This is a genomic window from Bradyrhizobium sp. JHI2711, from assembly GCF_056156565.1.
The window spans coordinates 121,227-147,369 of sequence record NZ_JBPZPT010000001.1 but is presented as its reverse complement, the minus strand read 5'-3'; the positions used below and the strand labels follow the sequence as shown (position 1 = coordinate 147,369).

General features: G+C 64.2%; 23 protein-coding genes and 1 tRNA gene. 6 read left to right on the top strand and 18 right to left on the bottom strand.

Annotation, left to right across the window (positions count from 1 at the left end):
• Position 1: 1 nt before the first annotated feature.
• The 12 genes from ACTEK7_RS00725 to rpoZ form a co-directional block, all read right to left on the bottom strand.
• Positions 2 to 1,504, bottom strand: a complete 1,503-nt coding sequence (locus ACTEK7_RS00725; protein WP_225148421.1) for an ABC transporter substrate-binding protein — start codon at positions 1,502 to 1,504, stop codon at positions 2 to 4.
• A gap of 447 nt (positions 1,505 to 1,951) precedes the next feature.
• The gene (parC, locus tag ACTEK7_RS00720) at positions 1,952 to 4,210 is read right to left on the bottom strand and encodes a DNA topoisomerase IV subunit A (RefSeq protein ID WP_036015009.1); all 2,259 of its coding nucleotides are present in this window, start codon (positions 4,208 to 4,210) and stop codon (positions 1,952 to 1,954) included.
• Between the two features lie 64 nt (positions 4,211 to 4,274).
• Positions 4,275 to 4,559 (bottom strand): hypothetical protein, encoded by a 285-nt coding sequence (locus tag ACTEK7_RS00715; RefSeq protein WP_036015015.1) that lies wholly within the window; start codon positions 4,557 to 4,559, stop codon positions 4,275 to 4,277.
• A 102-nt stretch (positions 4,560 to 4,661) separates the two neighbouring features.
• The gene (gene recO, locus ACTEK7_RS00710) at positions 4,662 to 5,414 is read right to left on the bottom strand and encodes a DNA repair protein RecO (protein ID WP_225148420.1); all 753 of its coding nucleotides are present in this window, start codon (positions 5,412 to 5,414) and stop codon (positions 4,662 to 4,664) included.
• Positions 5,415 to 5,534: 120 nt separating this feature from the next.
• Positions 5,535 to 5,915, bottom strand: a complete 381-nt coding sequence (locus ACTEK7_RS00705) for a hypothetical protein (protein WP_225148419.1) — start codon at positions 5,913 to 5,915, stop codon at positions 5,535 to 5,537.
• A gap of 21 nt (positions 5,916 to 5,936) precedes the next feature.
• Positions 5,937 to 6,863, bottom strand: a complete 927-nt coding sequence (gene era, locus ACTEK7_RS00700) for a GTPase Era (RefSeq protein ID WP_036025516.1) — start codon at positions 6,861 to 6,863, stop codon at positions 5,937 to 5,939.
• Entirely contained in the window at positions 6,853 to 7,674 is an 822-nt protein-coding gene (gene rnc, locus ACTEK7_RS00695) for a ribonuclease III (protein ID WP_109143526.1), read from the bottom strand. Before rnc ends, era begins: the two co-directional genes overlap by 11 nt.
• Positions 7,671 to 8,435 carry a signal peptidase I gene (lepB, locus tag ACTEK7_RS00690; RefSeq protein WP_036015031.1) on the bottom strand — a complete coding sequence of 255 codons (765 nt, stop codon included), beginning with the start codon at positions 8,433 to 8,435 and terminating at the stop codon, positions 7,671 to 7,673. Before lepB ends, rnc begins: the two co-directional genes overlap by 4 nt.
• A 249-nt stretch (positions 8,436 to 8,684) precedes the next feature.
• A complete protein-coding gene (gene acpS, locus ACTEK7_RS00685; RefSeq protein ID WP_225148418.1) occupies positions 8,685 to 9,104 on the bottom strand; it encodes a holo-ACP synthase in 420 nt (139 codons plus the stop codon).
• On the bottom strand, positions 9,101 to 9,853 hold the full coding sequence (locus tag ACTEK7_RS00680; protein WP_057029760.1) for a pyridoxine 5'-phosphate synthase: 753 nt from the start codon (positions 9,851 to 9,853) through the stop codon (positions 9,101 to 9,103). Before ACTEK7_RS00680 ends, acpS begins: the two co-directional genes overlap by 4 nt.
• A 45-nt stretch (positions 9,854 to 9,898) precedes the next feature.
• Complete coding sequence (locus ACTEK7_RS00675; protein ID WP_036015037.1) at positions 9,899 to 12,187, bottom strand: RelA/SpoT family protein; 2,289 nt, start codon at positions 12,185 to 12,187, stop codon at positions 9,899 to 9,901.
• A 205-nt stretch (positions 12,188 to 12,392) separates the two neighbouring features.
• Positions 12,393 to 12,785: a DNA-directed RNA polymerase subunit omega gene (rpoZ, locus tag ACTEK7_RS00670; protein WP_007603391.1), complete on the bottom strand. Its 393-nt coding sequence runs from the start codon at positions 12,783 to 12,785 to the stop codon at positions 12,393 to 12,395.
• Between the two features lie 330 nt (positions 12,786 to 13,115).
• Between rpoZ and ACTEK7_RS00665 the strand changes: the two genes are divergently transcribed.
• Positions 13,116 to 13,760 carry a LabA-like NYN domain-containing protein gene (locus ACTEK7_RS00665; RefSeq protein ID WP_036015038.1) on the top strand — a complete coding sequence of 215 codons (645 nt, stop codon included), beginning with the start codon at positions 13,116 to 13,118 and terminating at the stop codon, positions 13,758 to 13,760.
• Entirely contained in the window at positions 13,741 to 14,415 is a 675-nt protein-coding gene (locus tag ACTEK7_RS00660) for a uracil-DNA glycosylase (RefSeq protein WP_036025518.1), read from the top strand. Before ACTEK7_RS00665 ends, ACTEK7_RS00660 begins: the two co-directional genes overlap by 20 nt.
• 85 nt (positions 14,416 to 14,500) lie before the next feature.
• On the opposite strand, the gene ACTEK7_RS00655 is transcribed toward ACTEK7_RS00660, so the two are convergent.
• Genes ACTEK7_RS00655 through dapA form a run of 4 tightly spaced genes read right to left on the bottom strand, consistent with a single transcriptional unit; the run spans position 14,501 to position 16,989 of the window.
• A complete protein-coding gene (locus ACTEK7_RS00655; RefSeq protein WP_036025520.1) occupies positions 14,501 to 15,094 on the bottom strand; it encodes a peroxiredoxin in 594 nt (197 codons plus the stop codon).
• Positions 15,095 to 15,098: 4 nt separating this feature from the next.
• Entirely contained in the window at positions 15,099 to 15,572 is a 474-nt protein-coding gene (smpB, locus tag ACTEK7_RS00650; protein WP_025036727.1) for an SsrA-binding protein SmpB, read from the bottom strand.
• A gap of 59 nt (positions 15,573 to 15,631) precedes the next feature.
• Positions 15,632 to 16,072: a large conductance mechanosensitive channel protein MscL gene (mscL, locus tag ACTEK7_RS00645; protein WP_225148417.1), complete on the bottom strand. Its 441-nt coding sequence runs from the start codon at positions 16,070 to 16,072 to the stop codon at positions 15,632 to 15,634.
• A 26-nt stretch (positions 16,073 to 16,098) separates the two neighbouring features.
• Positions 16,099 to 16,989, bottom strand: coding sequence for a 4-hydroxy-tetrahydrodipicolinate synthase (gene dapA, locus ACTEK7_RS00640; protein WP_036015047.1), 891 nt, complete (start codon positions 16,987 to 16,989; stop codon positions 16,099 to 16,101).
• 281 nt (positions 16,990 to 17,270) lie between these two features.
• Between dapA and ACTEK7_RS00635 the strand changes: the two genes are divergently transcribed.
• Positions 17,271 to 19,691: a transglycosylase SLT domain-containing protein gene (locus ACTEK7_RS00635; protein WP_225148427.1), complete on the top strand. Its 2,421-nt coding sequence runs from the start codon at positions 17,271 to 17,273 to the stop codon at positions 19,689 to 19,691.
• Positions 19,692 to 19,955: 264 nt separating this feature from the next.
• Positions 19,956 to 20,117: a DUF3551 domain-containing protein gene (locus tag ACTEK7_RS00630; RefSeq protein WP_109143524.1), complete on the top strand. Its 162-nt coding sequence runs from the start codon at positions 19,956 to 19,958 to the stop codon at positions 20,115 to 20,117.
• 129 nt (positions 20,118 to 20,246) lie between these two features.
• Here the strand turns inward: ACTEK7_RS00630 and ACTEK7_RS00625 are convergent, their stop codons facing one another.
• Positions 20,247 to 21,776, bottom strand: coding sequence for a porin (locus tag ACTEK7_RS00625; protein WP_225113869.1), 1,530 nt, complete (start codon positions 21,774 to 21,776; stop codon positions 20,247 to 20,249).
• 748 nt (positions 21,777 to 22,524) lie between these two features.
• Here ACTEK7_RS00625 and ACTEK7_RS00620 point away from each other — a divergent pair.
• A tRNA-Ser gene (locus ACTEK7_RS00620) sits at positions 22,525 to 22,617 on the top strand.
• A gap of 481 nt (positions 22,618 to 23,098) precedes the next feature.
• Positions 23,099 to 25,174, top strand: a complete 2,076-nt coding sequence (locus tag ACTEK7_RS00615; RefSeq protein WP_225148416.1) for an O-linked N-acetylglucosamine transferase, SPINDLY family protein — start codon at positions 23,099 to 23,101, stop codon at positions 25,172 to 25,174.
• Between the two features lie 59 nt (positions 25,175 to 25,233).
• Here the strand turns inward: ACTEK7_RS00615 and ACTEK7_RS00610 are convergent, their stop codons facing one another.
• Entirely contained in the window at positions 25,234 to 25,500 is a 267-nt protein-coding gene (locus ACTEK7_RS00610) for a hypothetical protein (RefSeq protein ID WP_036015126.1), read from the bottom strand.
• Positions 25,501 to 26,143 lie beyond the last annotated feature (643 nt).

Below are 26,143 nucleotides of genomic sequence, written 5' to 3'. Positions count from 1 at the left end.
GCTACTTCTCAACGTTCCAGAACACCGGGATGGCGGACGGTATCAGACCGCGCAAAGTCGCGCGATAGGCGGCCGGCTGCGCGAACTGGCCCCACGGGATTCCGGGCGCCTGATCGTACATGACGGCCTGGATCTCGCCCGCGATCTTCTTCCGGTCCGCCTCGGCCGGCGCCTTGGCGAAGGCTTCCATCAGAGGGGTGATACGCGCATCGCATTGCCAGCCGGTGAAGTCGGCACAGTTGAAGGCAACCATGACATTGGTCAGCGGCGAGCCGAGGTCGAAGCCGCCGGCGTGGACGCCATAGACGCTCCAGCCCTCCTTCTTGGCGCGGCGCGCCAGCACGCTCGCCCAGTCCATCACCTGCAGATCGACATTGAAGCCGGCCGCCTTCAGCCGCTCGGCGAGCACCTGCGCCGAAACGCGCGGGGCTTCGAGATCGTTGGCCTGCATCACGATGACGGACTCGCCGGCATATTTGGTCGCCTTCAGTGCAGCCTTCGCCGCTTCGATCGAGGGCTTGGCCGCCGCTTCCGTGCCGGCCTTGCTCTCATATGTGGTGCCGCAGGTGAAGTAGGTCGCGCAAGGCGTGGCGTATTTGGCGTCGAGCCCGAGCGCATCCAGCACTTCGCGCTGGTCGACCAGCTTCCACAGCACGCGGCGGATTTCCGGATCATCGAACGGCTTCGAGGCCGCGTTGAGACGGTAGGCGCCGGCGAACATGTTGCCGCCGGTGAAGTTGACGAGCTTGACGCGCGTGTTCTTCTCCAGCTGCGGCAGCAGATCGAACGGCGCGTACTGCATGAAATCGATTTCGCCGGCCTGCAGCGCAGAGGCGGCAGTCGCACCATCGGGAATGACGCGGACCTCGAGCGTGTCGACATTGACGCGCTTGCCGCCGGCCAGGAAGTCCGCGGGCTCGGGACGCGGCACATAGTCGCCGAACTTCTTCAGGATCATGCGGTCGCCGGTGCGGTGGTCGGCCTTGCTGTAGACGAACGGGCCGGAGCCGACGATCTCGGTGATGCGCTGGTCGCCGGGCGTCTTCGCGATGCGCTCGGGCATCATGAAAGCGACCGGGCTGACGGGATTGCCGAGTGCGTCGATGACGAGCCCGGACGGCTCCTTCAGCGTCAGCACGAAGGTTTTCGCATCGACCGGCTCGAGCGAAGCCGTGATCGCAAAAATGCGGCGGCCGAGCGCGCTGCGGGTGCCCCAGCGACGCAGCGAGGCCACGCAATCGGCTGCCGTGACGGGCTGGCCGTCGTGCCATTTCAGGCCGTCGCGCAGCGTGAACGTATAGGTCAAGCCATCGGGCGAAACTTTCCAGTCCTGCACCATTTGCGGCTTGATGTCGCCCTTGGCATCCTTCGCAAACAGCGTGTCGAACACCATGTAGCCGAACGTGCGCGAAATATAGGCCGTGGAGAAATGCGGATCGAGCGTGACAATCTCCGCCTCGAGCACCGCGACGAGATTGCCCGCCGCATGCGCGGGCGCCGTCACCAGCGCAAGGCCGACCAGCGCGGGAATGACTTCAGTTTGAACATTGGAGTGTTTTTTGCCTTTTGACCAGTCGTTTACAGTCGCCAGGAAAAAGCAATGTTCGTGCCCACACGTATGCGCTCATAGCTAGCTGCCACGCGTTTGCAGGATGCACATACTTAGAGTTGGAGAGCGAGGCTGGCGCAGCTCGTCATTGCGAGCGCAGCGAAGCAATCCAGAGTCTTTCCGCGGTGGGATTATGGATTGCTTCGCTGCGCTCGCAATGACGGTGGAGCAGAGAGCACAACACGCGCTGTCGCCGCCCGGCTTGATCGGGCGACCCAGTATTCCAGAGACAGCTGATGGATACGGAGAAGCCGCGGCGTCCTGGATGCCCCGCCCCCGTGCGCAATTGCGCACTAGGCGGGGGATGACAGCGTCGTTGTGGCGACAGTTGGGGCCAGTGCCCTACCCGATCACCCGACCGAACTTGTTCGACTTCGGGAAACCCTTCGGCGGCAGGCGGCCGGCGTCGGCGCGGGTGCCCTGCCATTCCGCCAGCTCCTTCATGGTCGCGGAGAATTCGCGTCCTGCGGAATCCTTCCAGGTCAGGCCCGCCTTGGCGTCGAATACCGCAACGTCGGACAGGCCGCCGTCCTTGTATTTCTGCAGGCGCACGCCGCGGCCGCGGGCCATCTCCGGCACCTGGTCGAGCGGGAAGACCAGCATCTTGCGGTTCTCGCCGATGACGGCGACGGTGTCGCCCGTCACCTCGGTGATCGCGCGGGCCTCGTTCGGCATGTCCACGTTGAGGACCTGCTTGCCCTTCTTGGTGGTGCCAACGCAATCGTCCTCGTTGACCACAAAACCCTGGCCCTCGTGGCTGGCGACCAGGAATTTGCGGCCGCCCTTGTTGACGAACAGCGCGACGGGCGCGGCCTCCTGCTCGAGGTCGATGAACAATCGGATCGGCTCGCCATGGCCGCGGCCGCCCGGCAGCTTGGCGACGTCGAGCGAGTAGAACTTGCCGTTGGTGGCGAACAGCAGCAGCTTCGAGGTCGTCTCGGCGAAGAAGGCGAAGCCGAGCTTGTCGTCCTGCTTGAAGGCAAGGCCCGAGAGATCCTCGACATGCCCCTTCATGGTGCGGATCCAGCCCTTGTCGGAGACGACCACCGTCACCGGCTCGCGCTCGACGAAGGCCTCCTCGATCGCGGCGAGATCGTGCTCGGGCGCATCCGCGAAGGTGGTGCGACGCTTGCCGAGCGGTGTCTTCGGTCCGAACATGTCGCGGACCTTGCCGACCTGCTCGCCGACCTTCTTCCACTGCTCGGCTTCGGAGGCGAGCACCGCATTGATGCCCTTGAGCTCGGCGCGGAGGTTCTTGTCCTCGGTGCGGATCTCCATCTCCTCGAGCTTGCGCAAGGAGCGCAGGCGCATGTTGAGGATGGCTTCCGCCTGCACCTCGGTGAGCTTGAACGCCTTCATCAGCTCAGGCTTCGGCTCGTCCTCGGTGCGGATGATCCTGATCACCTTGTCGATGTTCAGGTATGCGATCAGGAAGCCGCCGAGCACTTCCAGCCGGTGCTCGATCTGCGCCTTGCGGTAGTTGCTGCGGCGGATCAGCACGTCGCGCAGATGGTCGAGCCATTCGCGCAAGCACTCCGCGAGCCCCACGACCTTGGGGATGCGCCCCTTGATCAGGACGTTGAGGTTCAGCGGAATCTTGTTTTCGAGCTCGGTGAGGCGGAACAGCGATTCCATCATCAGCGCCGGATCGACGTTCTTCGACTTCGGCTCGATCACGATGCGGACGTCTTCGGCCGATTCGTCCCTGATGTCGCCGACCAGCGGCAGCTTCTTCTGGTCCAGCAGCTCGGCGACCTTCTCGATCAGACGCGACTTCTGCACCAGGAACGGAATCTCTGTGACGACGACGGCCCAGGTGCCGCGTGCGCCCTCCTCCTGCGTCCACCGCGCTCGGACGCGGAACGAGCCGCGGCCGGTGGTGTAGGCTTCCGCAATCGCCTGCTTGGAATCGACGATGATGCCGCCGGTCGGGAAATCCGGGCCCTTGACCCACTTCAAGAGCGCCTTCGACTTTGCGTCGGGCTTCTCGATCAGGTGCAGCGCGGCATCGCACAGCTCGGCGGCGTTGTGCGGCGGGATCGAGGTCGCCATGCCGACCGCGATGCCCTGCGCGCCGTTGGCGAGCAGGTTCGGGAAGCCGCCCGGCAGCACGATGGGCTCTTTCGATTGGCCGTCGTAGTTGGCGCGGAATTCGACCCCGTCCTCGTCGATGCCCTCGAGCAGAAGCCGCGCGACGTCGGTCATGCGCGCTTCGGTGTAGCGGTAGGCGGCGGGGTTATCGCCGTCGATATTGCCGAAATTGCCTTGGCCGTCGACCAGCGGATATCGCGAGGAGAAATCCTGCGCGAGGCGGACCATGGCGTCGTAGATCGCCTGGTCGCCGTGCGGATGGAACGAGCCCATCACGTCGCCGACGATCTTGGCCGACTTCTTGAAGGCCGTGCCGGGGTCGAGCCTGAGCAGGCGCATGCCGTAGAGGATGCGCCGGTGCACCGGCTTCAGGCCGTCGCGCGCGTCCGGCAGCGCACGGTGCATGATGGTGGAGAGGGCATAAGCGAGATAGCGCTCTTCCAGCGCCTCACGCAGCGGCACCTCGTGGATTTCAGCCGGTTCTTCCGGCGGAACGATTCGTTTTCCCATGCCGCCCGGTTAAACCGTGGAAGCGAATCGGGCAAGGATCGAATGGTTCCCTGTGGGCGACGTACTAACCTGCCCAGCCGGCTGTGACGGTCTGGGTTGGGGCTGGACCAGGTGTTTGCGCAGGCGCCGGCGCATTGGTCAGGCAACGGCGGGCGGCCTCGATCTCGGCGTCGGTCGCGCCCCGCGACCGCGCCCATGTCTCTGCAGCGGCAGCGGAATATTTCGCCACATAGTACCGCACCACCGTGCACGAGGCCCGGCGAAACGCCCCGGGCTGCGGCTCGCCAGCCATGGCGTCGGGCGCGAACGCAAGCAGCGTCGCGGACAAGGCGAATCCCCTGATCAACATTTGGGCTGTCCCCCGATGTGGAACCTCAAGCCCCAAGTCCGCGCGGGCCGATTTCGTTCCAGGGAACTGCATGCTGCTGGGCAAGGCTGGGTAGCCATTACGTCATGGCGCCGGGATCGCCGCCCTCGCCTGCTGCCGCATCAGGGCGTTGATGAAGCCGGCCCGCGCATCGGAATGGCCTTGGCCGCGCGGCTCCAGCACGTGGCGGAGCAGGAACAGGCCGGTGAGCCGAAAACCGTCCTGGAGATCCTGCTCGGTGAGATCGCCCGCGGTTTCGCCCTGGCGCAGGAACGGCGGCAGCCGCAACAGCCGGTCGCGCCACGGCTCGCCCGCGCCGCGCGATACCGCGCCGCCTGATTTCGGCGAGACATAGATCAGGTCCGTGGTCTCGCCGGTCACCGCGCAATTGTCCAGCGCCAGGCCGAAACCCAGCTCGGCGAGCATCGCCAGCTCGAAATGGATCAGGTGCACGGCCGCGCTGCCGATGTCGTCGAAATCGTCGAGCGAATGCTCGAGCAGCGCAAAGATGTCCTCATGCGGATCGCGCTCCGGCAACAGCCGCGCGATCGAGGCCAGATGGGTGACGCCATAGACGCCGTGGGACGATGCCAGCAGCGTTGCCGCGCGCAGCTTCAATCCCTCGATTGCGTAGGTCCCCAGATGCTCGTCGAGCCGCGCCCGCCACACCGCACTGACGCTGTTCCCCGGCTGCAGCAGCGGCCGCATCCGCGAACCGGCGCCACCGCGGACGAGGCCGAGATGCCGGCCATGCGCGCGCGTCAACAGCTCGACAATGGCGCTGGACTCGCCATGCCGCCGCACCCCCAGCACGATGCCTTCGTCGGACCATTCCATAGGGGAAGTGTAGCGGATTCCGGCGTTCAATCGTAGGGCGGATTAGCCGAAGGCGTAACCCGCCAATCGCCCGTGCACGTCAAAGGTGGATTACGCTTCGCTAATCCACCCTACGGCGCCTCACGCGTTGAACCAGTCCCGCGCGTCGCCGCTGAAGGAGAAATACAGGCCTATCGTCGTCAGCGCGCAGGAGACGATCTCGATGGCGCTGTCGAGCTCCAGGCCCTTCTCGCCGATGATCTGGCCGAGCGAGATCACCGACAACACGAGGGCCGCCGCCAGCACCCAGCGTGGCCAGTTCTTGCGATGATGCGCGGCCAGCCGGACGAAATAGAGCAGCAGGAGGATCATGCCGCCGGCGAGCAGCGTCCCGGTCATGATCATCTGCTCGGTCACCGCGGCATTGGGCGTGCGGTCCTGCACGGCGACCGAGACGGCGTCCAGCATCAACGATGCATAGAGCAGCGCTTCGAAGCGCTGGACGTTGGTGGGTAGGCTCATCGAATGCCGATCTTTTCTTGGTTATTCTTTTGGGAAGTCCAGGCCCATCTCGCGATAGCGATCGGGATCGTCGCCCCAGTTCTCGCGCACCTTGACGAACAGGAACAGGTGCACCGGCACGTCCAGAATCTGCATCAGCTCTTTCCGCGAGTCGGCGCCGATCGACTTGATGGTGGCGCCGCCCTTGCCGAGCACGATCTTGCGCTGGCTTTCGCGCTCGACGTAGATCGTCTGCTCGATCCGCACAGACTTGTCCTTGCGCTCCTCCCACTTGTCGGTCTCGACCGTGGACTGGTAGGGCAATTCCTGGTGCAGCTTCTGATAGATCTTCTCGCGCGTGATCTCGGCCGCCAGCTGCCGCATCGGCGCGTCCGACATCTGGTCCTCGGGGTAGAGGAACGGACCCGGCGGCACCATGTCCGCGAGCGTCTTGCGGATGTCGTCGACGCCATCGCCCGAGATCGCCGAGATCATGAAGGTCCTTGCGAACGCCATGCGCTCGTTGGCGGCCCGCGCCAGCGCCAGCAGCTTCTCGCGCTGGACCAGGTCGACCTTGTTGATGACGAGAATCTTGTCGTGATTGACGCTGGCGGCCTTGGCGAGGATCGCCTCCGCCTCCTCGTCGATGCCCGTTTTGGCATCGAGCAGCACGCAGACCAGATCGGCATCATGCGCCCCGCTCCAGGCGGTCGAGACCATGGCGCGGTCGAGCCGGCGCTTGGGCGAGAAGATGCCGGGCGTGTCGACAAGGATAATTTGCGCGTTGTTCTCGATGACGATACCGCGGATCAGCGCGCGCGTGGTTTGCACCTTGCGCGAGACGATCGTGACCTTGGCGCCGACCAGCGCGTTGACCAGCGTCGACTTGCCGACATTCGGCGCGCCGATCAGCGCGACGAAGCCGCAGCGCGTCGCGCCGGGTGCCCCGCCGCTTGCTTCAACCGTCATTGCTGCCGCCGACGCCTTCGCGTTCGATCATCACTGAGGCTGCCACTTTCTCTGCCGCGCGCTTGCTGCCGCCGATACCCTCGGCCGGGGCCAGGCCCGGCAGATCGACGGCGACACGGAACTGCGGATCGTGATGCGGGCCGGTGCGCTCGACCTCGCGATAGACAGGCGTCGGCAGTCCCTTGCCTTGCGCCCATTCCTGCAGCACGGTCTTGGGATCGCGCAAGGGCCGGCGCGGCTTGTGCATCCGCTCGGTCCAGTTGCGCTTGACGAATTCGGCTGCCGCCGCATGGCCGCCGTCGAGGTAGATGGCGCCGATCACGGCCTCGCAGATGTCGCCGAGGATGGATTTGCGCAGGCGGGCATCGGCACTGGAGCCGACCGAGCCCAGCTTGATGTCGTCGACGAGACCGAGCGACTTGGCGACGTCCGCGCAGCTCTCCTTGCGCACGAGCTCGGCAAGCCGCTTGGACAGCTCGCCCTCATCGGCGTTCGGGAAGGCGTGATAGAGCATGTCGGAGACGACGAGCCCGAGCACGTGGTCGCCGAGGAATTCCAGCCGCTGATAGCTGTCGCCTCGCTTGCGCCCGGACTTCAGGGCCGAGACATGCGTGATCGCCTGCATCAGCATATTTGGATCGGCGAAGCTGTGGCCGATCCGCGCCTCGAGCGCCGCGTTGGCATTCGTGCCCTTGGCCTTGCTGCTCCGCGGCCGTTTCTTCTTGGCAGGCGCCTTCGCCGCAGCATCGCCCTCGGGAGCGGCTTGCACCTCGGTCGGTTGGATCGCGATGTCCTTGGCTTCGTCTTTCATCGGACGATTTTGAAGAACCGATTCCAGCGCACCGCCCACGGCCAGCGCCAGAGCATCCAGGCGTGCTCGCCTTCAGCGATGGAGAAGAAGATCATCTGGGCGCGGCCGATCAAGTGCTCCTGCGGGACGTAGCCGACCTGGCCGAGAAAGCGGCTATCGGTGGAGTTGTCGCGGTTGTCACCCATCATGAAGAAGTGGCCGGCCGGGACGGTGTAGACGTTGGTGTTGTCCATGTAGCCGTTGTCGGCGCAGTCCAGCGTCTCATAGGACACGCCGTTCGGCAGCGTCTCCTTCCAGCGCTTCACCCGGGAGATGCCGCCGCCTTCCGAGCCGCAAGGGTCCTCGCCGACATATTCGCTCATGCGCTGCCGCTCGACGGGCGTATCGTTGATGTAGAGCAGCCCGTCCCGCATCTGGACACGGTCGCCGGGAAGGCCGATCACGCGCTTGATGTAGTCGGTGGAATCGTCCTTCGGCAGGCGAAACACGACGATGTCGCCACGAGCGGGGTCCGAGCCCCAGATCCGTCCCGAGAACAGTGGCGGCGAGAATGGAATCGAGTAATGGCTGTAGCCATAGGAATATTTCGAGACGAACAGATAGTCGCCGACCAGCAGCGTCGCCTTCATCGAGCCGGACGGGATGTTGAAAGGCTGAAACAGGAAGGTGCGGATCACGAGCGCGATCAGGAGAGCATGAATGACGACTCGGATCGTTTCGCCGACGCCGCTCTCAGTTTTCGTTCCCGAAGTCACGCTCATTGCTCTCTCAATTCCGGCCGGCGATCATAGAGCGCCCTCCTCCCGCGAACGGCCCACCGGTTCGCGGCGCAAGGAGATTGTCCTGATTCTGATAGTGAGGGCCAATTCCGGCGTAAAGCCGAATTCGCCCAGGCTGATTTGCGTTCGCGGACTTTTAGACGGTTGTCGGAGGCCACGCAATCAAGGATCGCATCAAAACTGATTAAGATATTGATTTATAAAGAAAATCACAAAACGCCCGAACCGCGATCAAGGTTTCGGCAGCGGGACGGCGGAAATGACGACAAAAGCCTGCGCCAGCGGCCAGTCGTCGGTGATCGAAAGGTCGATCCGCGCCTCGAACCCCTCCGGTGTCAGGGCCCGGAGCCGGGCCAGCGCGCCGCCGGTCAGCTGCATGGTCGGCCGCCCGCCCGGCAGGTTGACCACCCCCATGTCGCGCCACCAGACGCCGCGCCTGATGCCGGTGCCGAGTGCCTTGGAGCAGGCCTCCTTGGCGGCGAAGCGCTTGGCGTAGGTCGCCACCACCATCTTCTCGTTCTTGGCGCGCCGTTCCGCCTTGGCGCGCTCGGCCGCGGTGAAGATGCGGTCGAGAAAACGCTCGCCGTGGCGCTCGATCACCTTGGCGACGCGGGTGATGTCGATCAGGTCGGAGCCGATGCCGATGATCATGCCCGGCTCCGGCCACGATCCATCGCCGCGCGCATGCTGCGCACGGTCTCGGCCAGCCCCACGAACAGCGCCTCGCCGATCATGTAATAACCGATGTTCAGCTCCATGATTTCGGGCAAGCTCGCGATCTTCTCCGCCGTCGCATAGTCCAGCCCGTGGCCGGCGTGAACCTCGAGTCCCGCGTCCTTCGCCAGCTTCACCCCGGCCACGATCCGCTGCCATTCAGCCTCGGCCTTGTCGGTGTGGCCATCGACGACGGCATCGCACCAGGCACCGGTGTGGATCTCGATCACAGGGGCGCGCAGCCGTGCCGCCATCTCGATCTGGGCGGGATCGGCCGCAATGAACAGCGAGACGCGGATGCCGGCCTCGCTCAGCCGCGCGATATAGGGCGCGAGCGCGCTGCGCTGGCCGACCACGTCCAACCCGCCTTCGGTCGTCACCTCCTGGCGCCGCTCCGGCACCAGGCACACCGCGTGCGGCTTGGTGGCGAGCGAGATCCGCATCATGTCGTCCGTCGCGGCCATCTCGAAATTGAGCGGCTTGGAGATCTCCGCCTTCAGGCGCGCCATGTCCTCGTCGCGGATGTGCCGGCGGTCCTCGCGCAAATGTGCGGTGATGCCGTCGGCGCCGGCCTCGATCGCGAGCAGCGCGGCGCGCACCGGATCGGGATGGCGGCCGCCGCGCGCGTTACGCACGGTTGCGACGTGATCGATATTGACGCCGAGGCGGAGCGGAGGTGCGGGCATTTCAGAACTCGCGAAATCAGAGGGAACGGCGCATGCGAGATGCGCCTATCCATTAACACGTTCGACTTTGGCGACGACCGCCTTCGCGCGCAGCTGGGCCAGGATCGCGCTGAGGTGCTTCAAGTCGTAGACTTCGAGATCGATCGTCGTCTCCGTGAAATCGGGCGAGCGGCGCTGCATGCTGATGTTGTCGATGTTGCCGTCGTGCTCGGCGATCACGGTCGCGATCTGCGCCAGCGCGCCGGGCTCATTGACGTTCTCGACCTTGATGCGGGCCGGGAAGCGCTGCGGCGCGGAATCCTCGATGTCCCAGCGGACGTCGAGCCAGCGCTCCGGCTCCTCCTCGAAATCCTTCAGGGCCGGCGCCTGGATCGGATAGATCGTGATGCCCTCGCCCGGCGTGACGATGCCGACAATGCGATCGCCGGGGACGGCGCCGCCGTTCGGCGCGAACTTCACCGGAAGGTCGGAATTGATGCCGCGGATCGGGATCGCGACCGGGCTGCGCGACTGTTCGGAGACCCCCTTCTCCTTGAGCTTGGCGGCAAGGCCCTTCTTGACGCCGTAGCGCGCGATGCGCTCCTCCTTGTAATCCGGGTACATCGCACGCGCGACATGGGAGGCCTTGATCTCGCCGCGCCCGACCGCCGCCATGACGTCCTCGATCGAGGTGCGCGCGAGCCGCGGCAGCGCGCCCTTGAGCTTGTCGTCGGCGTATTCGATCTTGGCGCGCTCGAACAGGCGCTCGACGATGCGCCGGCCGAGCCCGACATATTGATCCCGCACCGCGGTGCGCGTGGCGCGGCGGATCGCGGCACGCGCCTTGCCGGTGACGGCGAGCGTTTCCCAGGCCGAGGGCGGCGCGGACTGCGCCTCCGAGGTCAGCACCTCGACCTCGTCGCCGTTCTGAAGCTCCGAGGACAGCGGCGCGAACTTGCCGTTGATCTTGCAGCCCACCGCGCTGTTGCCGACGTCGGTATGCACCGCATAGGCGAAGTCGATCACGTTGGCATGGCGCGGCAGCGCGATCAGCTTGCCCTTCGGGGTGAAGCAGAACACCTGGTCGTGGAACAGCTCGAGCTTGGTGTGCTCGAGGAATTCCTCCGGGTTCGCGCTTTCCGAGAGGATGCCGATGGTGTGGCGCAGCCAGGCGAACGCGTTGGACTCGCGCTTGAGGAATTCGGTCGGCGAACCCACGCCCTCCTTGTAGAAAACGTGCGCGGCGATGCCGCGCTCGGCGATCTGGTCCATCGCCTCGGTGCGGATCTGCAGCTCGACGCGCTGGTTGCCGGGGCCGATCACCGTGGTGTGGATCGAGCGGTAGTCGTTCTGCTTCGGCGTCGAGATATAGTCCTTGAAACGTCCGGGCACGACCGGCCAGGTGGTGTGGACGATCCCGAGCGCGCGATAGCAGGCCTCGACGTCGCTGACGACGAGGCGGAAGCCGAAGATGTCGGACAATTGCTCGAAGCCGACCGACTTGCGCTCCATCTTGGTCCAGATCGAGAACGGCTTCTTGCGCCGGCCATAGACCCGCGCCCCCAAGCCACGGTGGCGCAGATTGTTGGAGAGCTGGTCCTCGATCTCGCCGATCAGGTTGCGGTTGCGCTCAGCCAGCGCGTCGAGCCGCTGCATCACCACCGAATAGGCTTCGGGATCGAGGGTGCGGAAGGACAGATCCTCCAGCTCCTCGCGCATTTCCTGCATGCCCATGCGCCCCGCCAACGGCGCATAGATGTCGAGCGTCTCCTCGGCGATGCGCCGGCGCGATTCCGTCGGCACGAAGTCCAGCGTGCGCATGTTGTGCAGACGGTCGGCGAGCTTGACCAGAAGCACGCGGACATCGTCGGCAATGGCCAGCAACAATTTGCGCAGATTCTCGGCCTGCTTAGCCTCCCGCGAGACCAGCTCGAGCCGCTTCAGCTTGGTCAGGCCATCGACCAGCGCGCCGATCTCCGAGCCGAAGATCTGGTCGATCTCGGCCCGCGTCGCCTCGGTGTCCTCGATCGTGTCGTGCAGCAGCGCCGCCACGATGGTGGCGTCGTCGAGCTTGAGGTCGGTGAGAATCGCAGCCACCTCGAGCGGATGCGAGAAATACGGATCGCCCGAGGCGCGGGTCTGCGAGCCGTGGGCCTTCATGGCGTAGACGTAGGCACGGTTCAGCAGGTCTTCGTTGGTGTTGGGATTGTAGGACCTGACGCGCTCGACGAGGTCATATTGACGCATCATCCGGGCGCGAGGCCTGGCGGGGCGCGCGACCGGCGCAGTCGGGGCCACGGCAACCGATTCGGTTGCGGCCTGCATCTGCGTGGATCTGCGGCGCCGATATACCATGCCGTCCTGCCTTCAAACGGGCTTGAGCCGGCCCGCTGCATACATCCTAACTCCGATCGCGCTCGTGTCCGATCAATTCAGTGACAGGGCCAAGCACCGACCGCAGCGCTATGGTAACCACGAAAAGGTCAACAAAAGCAAAGGCCCGAACCATCGTTCGGGCCTTTGATATGATCACAAGAAGAAGATGATCGCGATGGAGGAATTACTCGTCTTCCTCGGGCTGCTCCTCGGGAGGCGCGAGGCCTTCCAGGCCCTTCAGCAGCTCCTCCTCGGTCATGCGCTCCACGGCGACCTCGGTGTCGTCGGCATCGACGCTTGCCCCCGCGGAACCGATCAGCGGCACTGTATCCGGCTCGGGCTCGTCCACCTCGACGAACTTCTGCAACGAGTGGACCAGCTCCTCGCGGAGGTCCTCCGGCGAGATCGTCGTCTCGGCAATTTCACGCAAAGACACAACAGGGTTCTTGTCGTTATCGCGGTCAACCGTTAGTTGTGAACCGGATGAAATCATGCGGGCACGGTGGGCGGCCAGCAGGACCAAGTCAAACCGGTTGTCGACCTTGTCGATACAATCTTCTACGGTGACGCGAGCCATGGACTGTCGCTCCGTTGTGGGTGGGACGAAATATGTGGATGATTGGGGCTAGTTATAGGGGCCGGGACGGTTTCGCAAGACCATTTTGTGATTTGGCCTCGCCAAACCGCTCTGCTACCCCCACATTGGGGCTGGGACGGGTGGTTTTCCGGGCTGCCGTTGGGGGCGGCCCCGGGGTGTATGCAAGTCCGCCATAACTATACCTTGATTGCCCCGACTTCTCCGGATTTGCGGTTTCGACGGGTTTCTGCGGCACTCTAGAACTGCGCGGCCTGTTGTCGCCGCGCCAACAAAAAACGATCAATCACGAACGCTACGCGAGCAAACTGAATGTCACCTTCTCCTACCAACAAGATCGCGCTCTTCATCGACGGGGCCAATCTCTACGCGACGGCGAAAACCCTCGGCTTCGACATCGACTACAAGCGCCTGCTGAAGGAGTTTCAGAGCCGCGGGACGTTATTGCGGGCGTTCTATTACACCGCCATCATCGAGGACCAGGAATACTCCTCGATCCGCCCGCTGATCGACTGGCTGGACTACAACGGCTACACGGTCGTCACCAAGGCGACCAAGGAATTCATCGACGCCTCCGGGCGCCGCAAGGTGAAGGGCAACATGGACATCGAGCTCGCCGTCGACGCCATGGAGCTCGCCGAGCACATCGACCAGATGGTGCTGTTCTCGGGTGACGGCGACTTCCGCTCCCTGGTCGAGGCCGTCCAGCGCCGCGGCGTGCGGGTCACGGTGGTCTCCACCATCGCCAGCCAGCCGCCGATGATCGCCGACGAGCTGCGCCGCCAGGCCGACGTCTTCACCGACCTCGTCGAGCTGCAATCCAAGCTCGGCCGCGATCCGTCCGAGCGCCCCGCCCCGCGTGACCGCGGCGAGCGTGGTGAACGCCACCACGCCCCGCAATTCCTCCAGCGCGCGACCACGACGGCGCCGAGGGGCGATGACGACTTCGAGGAGTGAGGCGGCCCGGTCAAGCCGCCAGCCTCTCACAATCGTTCCCGACCGTGACTGCCCGCTCTGCCCGCGCCTGGTCGCCTTCCGCGAGGCGAACCGCGCGCGCGAGCCCTCGTGGCACAATGCGCCGGTTGCGCCCTTCGGCGACATCAAGGCCCGCCTCCTGATCGTGGGCCTCGCCCCGGGAATGCAGGGCGCCAACCGCACGGGGCGGCCGTTCACGGGCGATTATGCCGGCGACCTGCTCTATGCCACGCTGATCGAATACGGCTTTGCGAGGGGCACCTATCAGGCGCGTCCCGACGACGGCCTGAAACTCGTCGACTGCCGGATCGCCAATGCCGTGCATTGCGTGCCGCCGCAGAACAAGCCGCTGCCGATCGAGATCAACACCTGCCGCCAGTTTCTCGTGGCCAATCTGGCGACGATGCCGAAGCTGCGCGCTATCGTCGCGCTCGGGCGAATTGCGCACGACAGCGTGCTCAAGCCGCTGAATTTGAAGGCCTCGCAAGCCCCCTTCGGCCACGGCGCGGTGCATCAGGCCGGCGCGTTCAGGCTCTACGACAGCTATCACTGCTCCCGCTACAACACGAACACCGGCGTGCTGACGCCAGACATGTTCAGATCCGTGTTCGCGAAGGTGAAGGCGGATCTCGATTAGCTAGAGCATGATCCGGAAAAGTGCGTAGCGGTTTTCCGAAAAGATCATGCTCAAACAATAAGCTAAAGCGCGATGACGATTCATCCTAATCGCATCGCGCCTTATTGACGGGATTTGCCTTGAGCCAGGCCAGCACGTCGCCGGCGTTCCGGTCGGGCGGAAACACCGGATAGAACACGTGCGTGATCCTGGCGTCGTCGATAACAAGCGCGAGGCGCTTGATCAGCGTCAGGCCCGCGACCTCCATGGTCGGCAAGTTCAAGGCGCGCGTCAGCGCCAGCTTCTCGTCCGAAAGCACCGGGAACGGCAGATGCAGGCGCGACGCCATCTCGATCTGATAGTCGTTGCTCTGGGTCGAGAGGCCGAACACATGCGCGGCGCCGGCGGCCTTCAGCTCGGCGTAGAGATCGCGAAAGGCGCAGGTCTGGGGCGTGCAGCCGCGCGCTCCGGGGATCATGTCCCAATCGTCGACCAGCGCGATCTTGCCGGGCTCGCCGGTGCGGGGATAGGCGAACACCACGGTGCGGCCGCGCAAAGCCGACAGGGTGACCGATGTGTCGTCGGTCGCGAGCAGGCCAATCGGCGGCAACGTCATGCCTTCGAGATGCGCGGCGGCGCCATCGTCGGAAGGCGCGGGAATCTGGCTCCAGTCGACCTCGAGCAGGTTCCGTTGATTCATCTCGTCATCCCCTCGCCCGCAGCAGCCTGCCCTTCTCCCGGCTCCAGTCGCGCTTCTTCTCGGACTCGCGCTTGTCGTGCAGCTTCTTGCCCTTCGCAACCGCCAGCTGCAGCTTGGCCCGGCCGCGCTCGTTGAAGTAAAGCTTGAGCGGGATCAGCGTCATGCCCTCGCGGTCGACCGCGCCGATCAGCTTGTTGATCTGGCGGCGGTGGAGCAGCAGCTTTCGCGGCCGCTTGGGCTCGTGGTTGAAGCGGTTGCCCTGCAGGTATTCGGGAATGGTGGCGTTGATCAGCCAGATCTCGCCGTTCTTGGAATCGGCATAGGATTCCGCGATCGTGCTCTTGCCGTTGCGGATCGACTTGACCTCAGTGCCGGTCAGCGCAATGCCCGCCTCGATCGTGTCCTCGATGGCGTAGTTGAAACGCGCCTTGCGATTTTCCGCCATCACCTTGATCGGACGTTCGTTCTTATCGGCCATGACGGGCAAACCTGATCGAGATGCGCTCGGATTCTAACAGTTCGGATGAAGTGGGCGCGTCACTTCTTGAGGAGATCGCGGATCTCGGTCAGCAGCTCGACCTCGGCCGACGGCTTTGGCGGAGCGGCGGGCGCCGCCTCCTCCTTGCGCTTCAGCGTGTTCATGGCGCGGATTACCAGGAACAGCACGAAGGCGACGATGATGAAGTTGATCGTCAGTGTCAGGAAGCTGCCGTAAGCAAGGACGGCGCCTTGCTTTTTCGCATCCGCCAAGTTGGTGGCGGTGACCGCCTTCGACAAGGGGATGAAGTAGTTCGAGAAGTCGAGGCCACCGGTGACCGCGCCGACGATCGGCATGATGACGTCACCGACCAGCGAGGTGACGATCCCGCCGAAGGCCGCGCCGATGATGACGCCGACCGCGAGATCGACGACGTTGCCCTTCATGGCGAACTCGCGGAACTCCTTGAGGATCCGCGCGCCCTTTTCCTCCACGCTCATGAAAGGCTCCCCCGAACGGTAATGCGTCAGTTGACCAGGCCGGCGTGAACCATCGCGCTGCGCACCGCAACCCGCGTCGGCTCGGACACCGGAACCATCGGCAGCCGCAGCGTCTCGTCCAGCTTGCCGAGCAGCGACATCGCGTACTTGATCGGCGCCGGATTGCTCTCGATGAAGAGGTTGTTGTGCAGCGGCATCAGCTTGTCGTGGATCGCGAGCGCCGCCTTGGTGTCGCCCTTCTGCCAGGCGGCGTGGAACTCCGAGCACAGGCGCGGCGCGACGTTCGAGGTCACCGAGATGCAGCCATGGCCGCCATGGGCCATGTAGCCGATGATGGTGGCGTCCTCGCCCGAGAGCTGGTTGAAGTCCTCGCCCATCGCCGCGCGCTGCTGCGACACGCGGACCATGCTGGCGGTGGCGTCCTTGACCCCGGCGATGTTCTTCAGCTCCCACAGCCGCTTCATGGTGTCGACCGACATGTCGATCACCGAGCGCGGTGGGATGTTGTAGATGATGATCGGAATGCCGATCGCATCGTTGATCGCCTTGAAGTGCTGGTACATGCCTTCTTGCGTCGGCTTGTTGTAATAGGGCGTGACGATCAGCACGGCGTCCGCGCCCGCCTTTTCGGCGTGCTGGGAGAGCTCGATCGCCTCCTTGGTCGAGTTGGAGCCGGCGCCGGCGATGACGGGCACGCGGCCCTTGGCTTCAGCGATGCACCATTCCACGACCTTCTTGTGCTCGTCATGGCTGAGCGTCGGGCTCTCGCCCGTAGTGCCGACCGGAACGAGGCCATTGGTGCCCTCGGAGATCTGCCAATTGACCAGGGAGCGGAATGCCGCCTCGTCGAGCGAGCCGTTCTTGAACGGGGTGACCAAGGCGGTGAACGACCCTCGGAATTTCGTCTTGGCTGCCATGGACTTCCTCCGTACGCGGCGATCTCTTGAGCAAGCCCCCTTCATATCGGGTCTATCCGGCCGGTAAAAGACCCGGGGTCGGTGCCAGGCTGGGTTTAGGCCGCGATTTTGCCGCGGTGCTGGTGCAAATCGGCCCGAGGTAAGCGGCTGTTGGTATTTTCTCCGCATATTCAAGCAAATTCAGCTAGGTCTTGAGCCACTTCACTGATTCGGGGCGACGAAACGCCGTGACCTCCTTTGCATCTGCCGCGTGGCGATCCCTGAGTATGGCATTGTGCCTGATGGCCGGGCTGTCGATGGACTGCGCCGCGTTCGCCAAGTCCAACGAGACGGCCGCGGAGACCAAGGATCCCGCCAAGCCAGCAGCCAAGGACGCCTCGAATGGCCCGGCCAAAGGATCAACCAAGGAAACGGCGAAGGATACAGCCAAGGGAACCGGCAAGGACGCCGCGAAGGCCGCAAAGGGTACGCTCGGCACCCCCGCCAAGGACGCCGCGAAGAAGCCGGACGCCGGCAAGAACGCCAGCAAGGAACCGGCGAAGGACAAGCCCAAAGACAAACCCAAGCCTGCGGCCACCGCTCCCGTTGCTACGGCACCTGCTTCCGCGCCAAAGGCAGCGCCGACTGCGAGCGGCGCGCCGCCCAAGGCAGCCCCCGCCCCGGCCGTGACTGCCACCGTCAAACCAACTGCGCCGGCCCCAGCCAGACCGGCCGCAGCTCCCATACTGGCGCCTGCAACACGCCAGCATGCAGCGCCGCGCAAGCCGGTCATCCCGGCCGCCGTCGCTGCGACATCGTCGACGTCGCAGGCTGACAAGGACACCCTGGAGAGCGTCATCGAGCTCGTGCGTAAGCGCAAGGCCGGCGACGCCACCAATGCCGCGGCCGGCATCTCCGATCCGGTCGCGCGAAAGCTCGCCGAATGGATCATCCTGCGCAGCGAGGACAACGGCGCGACCGTGGAACGCTATCGCGCCTTCCTCTCAGCCAATCCGAGCTGGCCGTCGCAGACCTTCCTGCGCCGGCGGCTCGAGGCCGCGATGTGGGACGACAGGCGCGACGAGTCGGTCGCGTGGTCGTGGTTCGAGAACGAGTCGCCGATCTCCGCCAAGGGACGCTTCACGCTGGCCAGGGCGATGCTGGCGCGCGGCGACCGCGCCAATGCCGAGCGGCTGGTGCGCGACGCCTGGCGCGCCGATCCGATGTCGGAGGACACCGAGAACAACGCGCTCGACCAGTTCGGCGCCCTGCTCACGCCAGGCGACCAGAAAGCGCGGATGGACAACCTGCTCTACGGCAGCGAGAACGAGGCGGCGCTACGCGCCGCCAAGCGTCTCGGCGCCGGCTATGTCGCGCTCGCCAAGGCCCGCATCGCCGCGGTCAAGAAAGCGCCGAACGCGCGGGCGCTGCTCGATGCCGTGCCGCGCGAGCTGCACGGCGATCCAGGCTTCATCTTCAGCAAGATCCAGCTGCTGCGCCGCGAGGAGAAGTTCACTGAAGCCGCCCAGCTGATGCTGTCGGCGCCGAAGGATCCGGGTCGCCTCCACAATCTCGATGAATGGTGGATCGAGCGGCGCCTCCTGGCGCGCAAGATGATCGACACCGAGGAATTCCGCAGCGCCTATCTGATCGCGCGCGACGCCGCCCTGCCCTCGCGCGACATCTACAAGACCGAGCAGGAGTTCACCGCCGGCTGGATCGCGCTGCGCTTCCTCAACGATCCCGCGACCGCCGCCCAGCATTTTGCTCGCATCGGCGTCGGCAGCGTCAATCCCACCGCGCTGGCGCGTGCCGGCTATTGGCAGGGCCGCGCTGCCGAGGCGATGGGCCGCCAGCAGGAGGCACGCAATGCCTATGCGCGGGCGGCCGAGCAATCGACCAGCTATTACGGCCAGCTCGCGCGCGCAAAGCTCGGCCTGCCGCAGATCGAGCTCAACAGCCAGCCGCGCGGTCGCGGCGCCGAGCGGCTCGAGATCGTGCGCGCCGCGCAACTGCTCTACGAGCTGGACGAGCGCGAGTTCGCGATACCGCTGCTCGCCGACATGGGCGAGAACGGCGATCCCGAGGCGCTCGCGGGCCTCGGCGAGCTCACCCAGCGCTACAGCGACGCGCGCGGCATGCTGCTGCTCGGCAAGGCCGCGCTCAACCGCGGCCTCCCGTTCGACTTCTACGCCTACCCCGTCAACGGCATCCCTCAGTTCACGCCGATCGGCCCCGAGGTCGAACGCAGCATCATCTATGCGATTGCGCGGCAGGAGAGCGCGTTCAACCCGTCGGTGGTCTCGCCGGCGCAGGCCTACGGGCTGATGCAGGTGACGCCGGATGCCGCCCGCTACGTCTGCAAGCGCCACGGCGCAACCTACGACCTCGGGCGGCTGAAGAACGACTCCGTCTACAACGCCACGCTCGGCTCGGCCGAGCTCGGCGGACTGCTCGAGGATTATCGCGGCTCCTACATCATGACCTTCGCCGCCTACAATGCCGGCCGCGGCAGCGTGAAGAAGTGGGTCGAGCGTTACGGCGATCCGCGCGACCCCAAGGTCGATGCCGTCGACTGGGTCGAGCTGATTCCGTTCTCCGAGACGCGCAACTATGTGCAGCGGATCATGGAAAACCTTCAAGTCTACCGCGCCCGTTTCGGCGGCGGCACCCGCTTGCAGATCGAAGCCGATCTGCGCCGCGGCGCCGTCAGCGTGCAGTAACGGGCGTCGATGGCCCGTTAGAATCAAAGCCTGGTTGCTGGGCAGGGCTCGGCAGGATTCGTCGACGGCGCCAGCGACCTGACGATAGGATTGCGCCAAGCGTTCCCACGCACCGGTTAGCTTATGCCTCACAAGGCTGGGAACGTGTCACGCTGCGCGTGGTCGGTGCGTTCCTGTTCGCAGCCGTGATCTCGTCGGGCCTCGCGACCGGCGGCTCCCCCCTTCGGCAAGAACCGCCATCCTGCCCAGCCACAGGTAACCGGCATCCAGGATCGCTATTGCCTGCAAGAACGGCGTTGGGAGAATCCTGGCAACTGCCAGTTGTCCAATTACAGCCAGTGCATGGCGACCGCGTCGGGCACAATCGATGCCTGCGGTCTCAACCCGACCTATGCCTTCAAGGAGTGGAAGGGCCTGAGATGGTAGTTTGATAGCACTTTGCCGACATTCCAGCTTGCGAGCCAACAAGGTCCGCACGTTAAGCGAAGCGCTACGCTCCAAAGAAAAACCCCGGCAGTTTCCTGCCGGGGTTCATGGATCAACCTAGGGTCGATCTTAGAAGTTGCGCTGAGCGCGCAGGAGCATCTGCAGGTTGCCCTGATCCTTCAGCTCGTAGGTGGCTGCGGGCTTGGCAACAGCCAGGTTGGCCGTGTTGGCGCCCGTGACAACGCCAGAGTGCTTCTGGTCGAGCCAGACGTAGCTCACGTCAGCCGTGAAGGCGAGACCCTTGACCGGAGTCCAGACCAAGTTGCCGCCGATAACCGCAAGGTTGAAGTCGGGGTTACAGGTCGAGCCAGCGGCGGGGGCCAGAGCAGCAGCGAAGTTGGCGCAGATCAGAGCCTTGCTTTGATCGCCGTAGCGGAGCGAAGCATAAGCACCGTAGATGCCCGACGCCCAGTTCGGGGACCAGTTGTGGGTATAACCACCGCGGAAGCCCCAGGTCTTGACGGTCTCGATACCGAGACCGGAACCGAACACGCCATCAGCGATACCGGCGAAGCCGATGCTCTGATAAGCGATGCCGCTGCCGCCGTAGATGAAGATGGTCTGCGGGAACAGGCTCTGGAAGTTGTACCGCGAAGCACCGTCGGTGTAGACCGCCTGCAAGTTGATCGAGTCACCCGCACCAGTCGGGATGTTCTTGATCGACAAGGCACCCTGCACCGCCCAGCCCCACTTGTCCGACGGATGACCCGTGAGCTCCGTCGTACCGTAATACGCCGAGTGGAGTTCGTGCGCCGCCGCCGAGATCTGGAACAGACCCCAAGCCTGATCGACACGAACCTGACCAACGATGTCGGGCATGCGCGTGCCACCCCAATCGTTGACACCGTAGATGCCCTGGATGAAGGCAGCGCCCGCAGCCGCAGTCGTGGCGAAGCCACCCACTGCACCGGCAACGCCCGTCACGCTCGCATTCCAGAGGTTGGACTGGCCGCCAGCGGCGGTCGTCATATCCTGCAACGCGACCGAACCCGTGATGCCCTGGCCGAAATCAGCCGTGTAGGCAACCTGGTTCACACCGGTGACGTTGTTGCTGCCGCCCGGAAGGAAGTCGGGACCGCCAGCCGGATAGCTCTGCCACGGTGCGTCGAAGATCGAGACGGTGCGGCCGAAGGTGAAACCAGCGAACTGGATGAACGCATGGTAGAGGCCGAGCGAAGCCGAACCGACCGAGAAGGCAGACGGGGCGCTGCCGGTCACCGAGGTGGCATCCCAGCTGAAAACCGTATCGGCGTAGGTGCGGACCACGCCATACTCGGTTGCCGTACGGGTATCGATGGTGAAGTCCAAACGAGCGCGGGTCTGATAGTAGTTGTCCAGACGGTTGTTGGCGCCGCCGGGAGCACCCTGGCCAATGCCGTAGTCGCTGTTCGTGTTAAACAGCATGTCGGCACGCAGATAACCGCCGAACTTGATGCAGGTGTCGGTGCCCGGGATGTAGTAGAATCCAGCACCGTACAGGGAGCAGATCTTCACGTACTCGACCGCCTTGGCCTTCACGGGGAGATCGGCTGCCTGAGCTCCGCCCACGGCGATCAGACCCGCCGCTGAGCCGAGCAAAAGGCTCTTAACCAACTTCATGTTAAACCTCCAAGTTGCTCTTCAGGGAAGGTCACTGACCGGACGGCCAATTCCCCAACCCCCTCTAAATCACCGCTTTCGGCCCCTTCGCGTCTTCGGACACACCCGCATGAACGCGAGGGACTTAAGCGAATGACCTAAACGGGACGACCTCGGGATGCCCCCCTCCGTCGCTCAGTCACAATTACCGAACGTCCTTGCACACACAACAAGAGAACGCTCCGAAACGGGCCGGTGCAGCGTGTTTTCCAACGGGTGTTGCACAAATAACACGCAGATGTGATCAAACCGCTCTCGTAACCCGTTGTTTACATTAACGTTTTTGGAGCGGTTCCAAATGCCATCAAAGTTCCGCACATGAGGCGCCGCGCGCGAGAGCTCGGCTTGAGCCAGCTTTGAGGCGCTCGAATCGTGGAATCAGAAGGAGACTCAGTGGACAGGCATCGACCCGCCTCCCCGTCGCGCAATCTGACGCAGGCAGCCTGCAAATACCTCCGCCGTCCGGGGCTCGCCATCACTCTCTATATGGAAGTCACGCTGGCGGGATAATCGGGCCGGACAGCTCGGCGAGCGAGGACGCAGAGGTGCTAGTCCTTCTTTGCACCTTTGAATTTCCTCGAAAATTCAGCGCCACGCCCTGATCCGAGCGCAAACCCGTCTCGTTTCGCAAATCGCTGGGAATATTCGAGCGAAAACACGCGCTTCCAAATTGACCAGCCCGAGCAAATAGATGCATAAGGCTCGCACCGGAGAGGTGGCCGAGTGGCTGAAGGCAACGCTTTGCTAAAGCGTCATACGGTCTCAAGCTGTATCGAGGGTTCGAATCCCTCCCTCTCCGCCACCCGGCAGCAGAATCCCCGGAAGCAGAATCAAGGTCCCTGCGCGCGTCCAGCGGAAGGCGATGGGCGACGCCGGTACGAAAGTTCCGCACAAGGATGAGGGCGGCGAGCCCGCGCGATTCGCGCGCTCCTTATATATGTGAGCCCCCAACCTAAATGCCGGATCGCCAGACCCGCCAATGCGAGGGCGCTATCAGCACGGCCTCATCGGCCCAAACATTGAACCAGATGCCGCCCTTACGCCGGCATGGAAAGGACCATGGCACAATACCTGTTTTGTGCAGACGCCCGAGTTCCAGGTCGCACTCGTCGGGAGCGATCTGAATCGGCAGCCATCGTCCATTCGTAGCCTGGTTGCTCATGCCGTCGGATTCTAGGCGACGCCATGAAGAAGAAACTTGCTCCAGCGCAAGCGCGTCCGCCCGTGCGAATGAGCGCAGGCGGCGCGGCCGTTGTTCTCGCCGGCAAAGGTGACTAGAGTTTTTGCACCATTTCGCCCGAGCACAGACCCCCTACGTCGGGTCGAGAACCCATTGCATGTCGCAACAAGGCCGCAACAAGGGAGCCTCGGCCCCCTCCTCACTCCATCCGTCAGCTATTCTGGACCAGGCAATTGCGGCGCACCGTTCGGGCAATCTGTCGGAAGCGGAACGGGCCTACACGACCATTCTGAAGGGAAGCAGAACGCATGCCGTCGCGCTCCATATGCTGGGGCTGTTGCACGCCCAGCGCGGCCATTTTGCGGATGCCGAGCCTTTGCTGAAGAAGGCTGCACGCGTCGACCCCGGCAATCCCGACGTTCTTTTCAACTATGCCAACGTGCTGCGCGCGCTGGACAAGCCGGACGATGCGCTCGTCTGGCTTGCGAAAGTAATCGCCCTGGCTCCGAACTTCGCGGACGCGCATCTCAATCGCGGAGCGATCCTCATTGCACGGCAGCAGCTTCGCGAAGCCATAGCCGAGTTTGATCGCTCCATTGCGATCGCACCGTCGAGCGCCGCGTTCGCCAACCGAGGCAGCGCGTTGCAGCAGCTTGGTCGACTCGTGGAAGCGCGTGACAGCTACGCCCGCGCCATCGAGCTTGCACCGGCCGACCCACAGAACCATTTCGCGTTGTCTGAGGTTCTTGGCCAGCTGGGGCGAGACGACGAAGCGATCGTGGCTCTGGAACGAACGGTCGCACTTGATAAGACGTTCCCGTTTGCGCTGAGCAACCTCGTTGCTTGCAAGCGGAAGCGCGCCGACTGGAGCAGCTTCGAACGTGAACAGGCCACTATGGAAGACGCTGCCGAGGCAGGCGTGCCGGTCGACCCCTTCACCTTCTTTCATGTCTCCTCATCGCCTGCACGCCAATTGACCTGCGCGAAGGCCTATGTCGCCAAGGTGACCCCCGACGGGGGTGCCGCCAGGCCCGGAACGCCGAGACCGGCGTCCCGGCTCCGGATCGCGTACATGTCGGCCGATTTTCGCAGTCATGCCACCGCGTATTTGATGGCCGGAATCTTCGAGGCGCACGACCGCGAGCGCTTCGACGTCACCGCCATCTCCTACGGGCCCGACGACGACAGCCAGATGCGCAACCGCCTGAGGGCCGCATTCGAACGTTTTGAAGATGTCAGCGACCTTGCCGACGAGGACGTCGTCAAGCTGATCGGCCAGCTCGAGATCGAGGTTCTCGTCGATCTCGGCGGCTTCACCGCCGGTGCACGGCCGAAAATCATTGCGCGCCGGCCGGCTCCTATCCAGGTCAGCTATCTCGGCTTTCCCGGCACGATGGGCGCCCCCTATGTCGACTATCTCATGGCCGACCGGATCGTCATCCCCGAAGCAGAGCAGACTTATTACGCCGAGAAGGTGATCTATCTTCCCAATAGCTACCAGGCGACCGACGCGAAGCGACCGCTCCCGTCAAAGCCACCGAGCCGGAGCCAGCTCGGACTGGCGGACGATGCGTTCGTCTACTGCGCGTTCAACAGAAGCCCCAAGATCACGCCCCCGTTGTTCGGCGTCTGGATGCGGCTGCTCGACAAGACCCCCGGAAGCGTCCTTTGGCTGCTAGATGGTGACCCGGTCGCCATGGAGAATCTCAAGCGCGAAGCCGTTGCGCGGGGGATTGTCGCCGAGAGAATCGTGTTCGCTCCGCGCGTCCCTGCTGAGGAGCATTTGGCGCGCCACCAGGTCGCCGATCTGTTCCTGGACACATTGCCTTACAACGCCCACACCGGGGCCAGCGACGCCCTGTGGGCCGGCTTGCCGGTCCTGACGTGCCTTGGGACCACTTTTGCCGGACGCGTTGCAGCCAGTCTCCTGAACGCCGTAGGCCTTCCCGAGCTGGTGACGCGATCGCTGGAGGAATATGAGGCTTTGGCACTTCGGATCGCGCACGATTCCGAACTTCGCGTCGCGCTCAGGAGCAAGCTGGCGGCGCGCCGGACCACTTGGCCGCTTTTCGATACCGTCCGCATGACGCGGGATATCGAAAAGGCATTCGACGAAATCTGGCGCAGGCATTGCGCCGGCGAAGCGCCGGCCTCGTTTGCCGTGCAAACCTCGACCTGAAGCCGCCGCGGCGCGATGGCGCCGCCCGGTCAAGGTCCGGTTCCCAACCGAAGTGACGCTCAGTGCGCGCAGACCCAGGCTCTCGCCTCACGCTGCGCGACGGAGATCTCGGTCTCCGACATCTGCCCGGCGATTTCCTGGCGCAGCGCCACAGCGTCCTTGCGGCCCTTCAGCGCGGCGAGATTGAACCATTTGTGCGCGGCGACGAGATCGACGATGCCGGAGCGGCCGCTCGCCCAATAGATCCCGCGCTCGAACAGCACGTCCGACAGCGCGCTCGCATCGACCGGCGTCGCCGTCTCCAGATCGAAAGTACCCTGAAACATCACGCATCCCCTTTGTTCTTATGCCGCCTCGTCCCCCGAGCGCGGCTCCCGTCCAACCTCTGATGTGCATGACCCGTCCCGGGATGGTGCACTGTTCAACTCTTCCCCGTCGCCGTTTGCCGGCTTGTTGGAGGCGATGATGGCGGGCAAATTTGAATGGCAGTTTAAGCATCGCGATGAAGCAGACGTAAACGCGGGCGCGCGTCTCCTGTGCCGAGAATTCAAAAAGTCCCTGATTCGCAGGCACTTCTGTCATTCGTCAGATTCGGTTTACCCTGGGATTTCAGGACATCGATAACCATCGCGCGCAGTGGCGCAGGTCATGTGACTGCTTTTCTTGTCGTCATCCGCGCCCCGGCTACGCCAAGGCTTCGCCTGGGCATGCGGTCTCGGGCCGTCCAAGTTCGGAAGGCGGCAGGCGGGTGATCCAGTATCCTGCGGCCGCAATCGTTCCACGACAAGCCGCGCGTGCTGGATCGGCCCGTCGGAGCCGGGCGGCGACACCGCTGGGCGAAACGGTGCGCGATCACGCCACAGGACGCCTTGCCTCTCCAAGCCAAGCGATCAAGCCGGCATGACAGAAGCGCGCTCGGACGCGACGCGGTCAAATCAACGATGTGAGGGAGAGGAATGCCGGCAATGC

What these genes read in the sequence shown, in the direction of transcription:
- parC (WP_036015009.1), bottom strand. Translation starts at nt 4,210, where the DNA reads ATGGGAAAACGAATCGTTCCGCCGGAAGAACCGGCTGAAATCCACGAG.
- ACTEK7_RS00715 (WP_036015015.1), bottom strand. Translation starts at nt 4,559, where the DNA reads ATGTTGATCAGGGGATTCGCCTTGTCCGCGACGCTGCTTGCGTTCGCG.
- recO (WP_225148420.1), bottom strand. Translation starts at nt 5,414, where the DNA reads ATGGAATGGTCCGACGAAGGCATCGTGCTGGGGGTGCGGCGGCATGGC.
- ACTEK7_RS00705 (WP_225148419.1), bottom strand. Translation starts at nt 5,915, where the DNA reads ATGAGCCTACCCACCAACGTCCAGCGCTTCGAAGCGCTGCTCTATGCA.
- era (WP_036025516.1), bottom strand. Translation starts at nt 6,863, where the DNA reads ATGACGGTTGAAGCAAGCGGCGGGGCACCCGGCGCGACGCGCTGCGGC.
- rnc (WP_109143526.1), bottom strand. Translation starts at nt 7,674, where the DNA reads ATGAAAGACGAAGCCAAGGACATCGCGATCCAACCGACCGAGGTGCAA.
- lepB (WP_036015031.1), bottom strand. Translation starts at nt 8,435, where the DNA reads ATGAGCGTGACTTCGGGAACGAAAACTGAGAGCGGCGTCGGCGAAACG.
- acpS (WP_225148418.1), bottom strand. Translation starts at nt 9,104, where the DNA reads ATGATCATCGGCATCGGCTCCGACCTGATCGACATCACCCGCGTCGCC.
- ACTEK7_RS00680 (WP_057029760.1), bottom strand. Translation starts at nt 9,853, where the DNA reads ATGCCCGCACCTCCGCTCCGCCTCGGCGTCAATATCGATCACGTCGCA.
- ACTEK7_RS00675 (WP_036015037.1), bottom strand. Translation starts at nt 12,187, where the DNA reads ATGGTATATCGGCGCCGCAGATCCACGCAGATGCAGGCCGCAACCGAA.
- rpoZ (WP_007603391.1), bottom strand. Translation starts at nt 12,785, where the DNA reads ATGGCTCGCGTCACCGTAGAAGATTGTATCGACAAGGTCGACAACCGG.
- ACTEK7_RS00665 (WP_036015038.1), top strand. Translation starts at nt 13,116, where the DNA reads ATGTCACCTTCTCCTACCAACAAGATCGCGCTCTTCATCGACGGGGCC.
- ACTEK7_RS00660 (WP_036025518.1), top strand. Translation starts at nt 13,741, where the DNA reads ATGACGACTTCGAGGAGTGAGGCGGCCCGGTCAAGCCGCCAGCCTCTC.
- ACTEK7_RS00655 (WP_036025520.1), bottom strand. Translation starts at nt 15,094, where the DNA reads ATGAATCAACGGAACCTGCTCGAGGTCGACTGGAGCCAGATTCCCGCG.
- smpB (WP_025036727.1), bottom strand. Translation starts at nt 15,572, where the DNA reads ATGGCCGATAAGAACGAACGTCCGATCAAGGTGATGGCGGAAAATCGC.
- mscL (WP_225148417.1), bottom strand. Translation starts at nt 16,072, where the DNA reads ATGAGCGTGGAGGAAAAGGGCGCGCGGATCCTCAAGGAGTTCCGCGAG.
- dapA (WP_036015047.1), bottom strand. Translation starts at nt 16,989, where the DNA reads ATGGCAGCCAAGACGAAATTCCGAGGGTCGTTCACCGCCTTGGTCACC.
- ACTEK7_RS00635 (WP_225148427.1), top strand. Translation starts at nt 17,271, where the DNA reads ATGGCCGGGCTGTCGATGGACTGCGCCGCGTTCGCCAAGTCCAACGAG.
- ACTEK7_RS00625 (WP_225113869.1), bottom strand. Translation starts at nt 21,776, where the DNA reads ATGAAGTTGGTTAAGAGCCTTTTGCTCGGCTCAGCGGCGGGTCTGATC.
- ACTEK7_RS00610 (WP_036015126.1), bottom strand. Translation starts at nt 25,500, where the DNA reads ATGTTTCAGGGTACTTTCGATCTGGAGACGGCGACGCCGGTCGATGCG.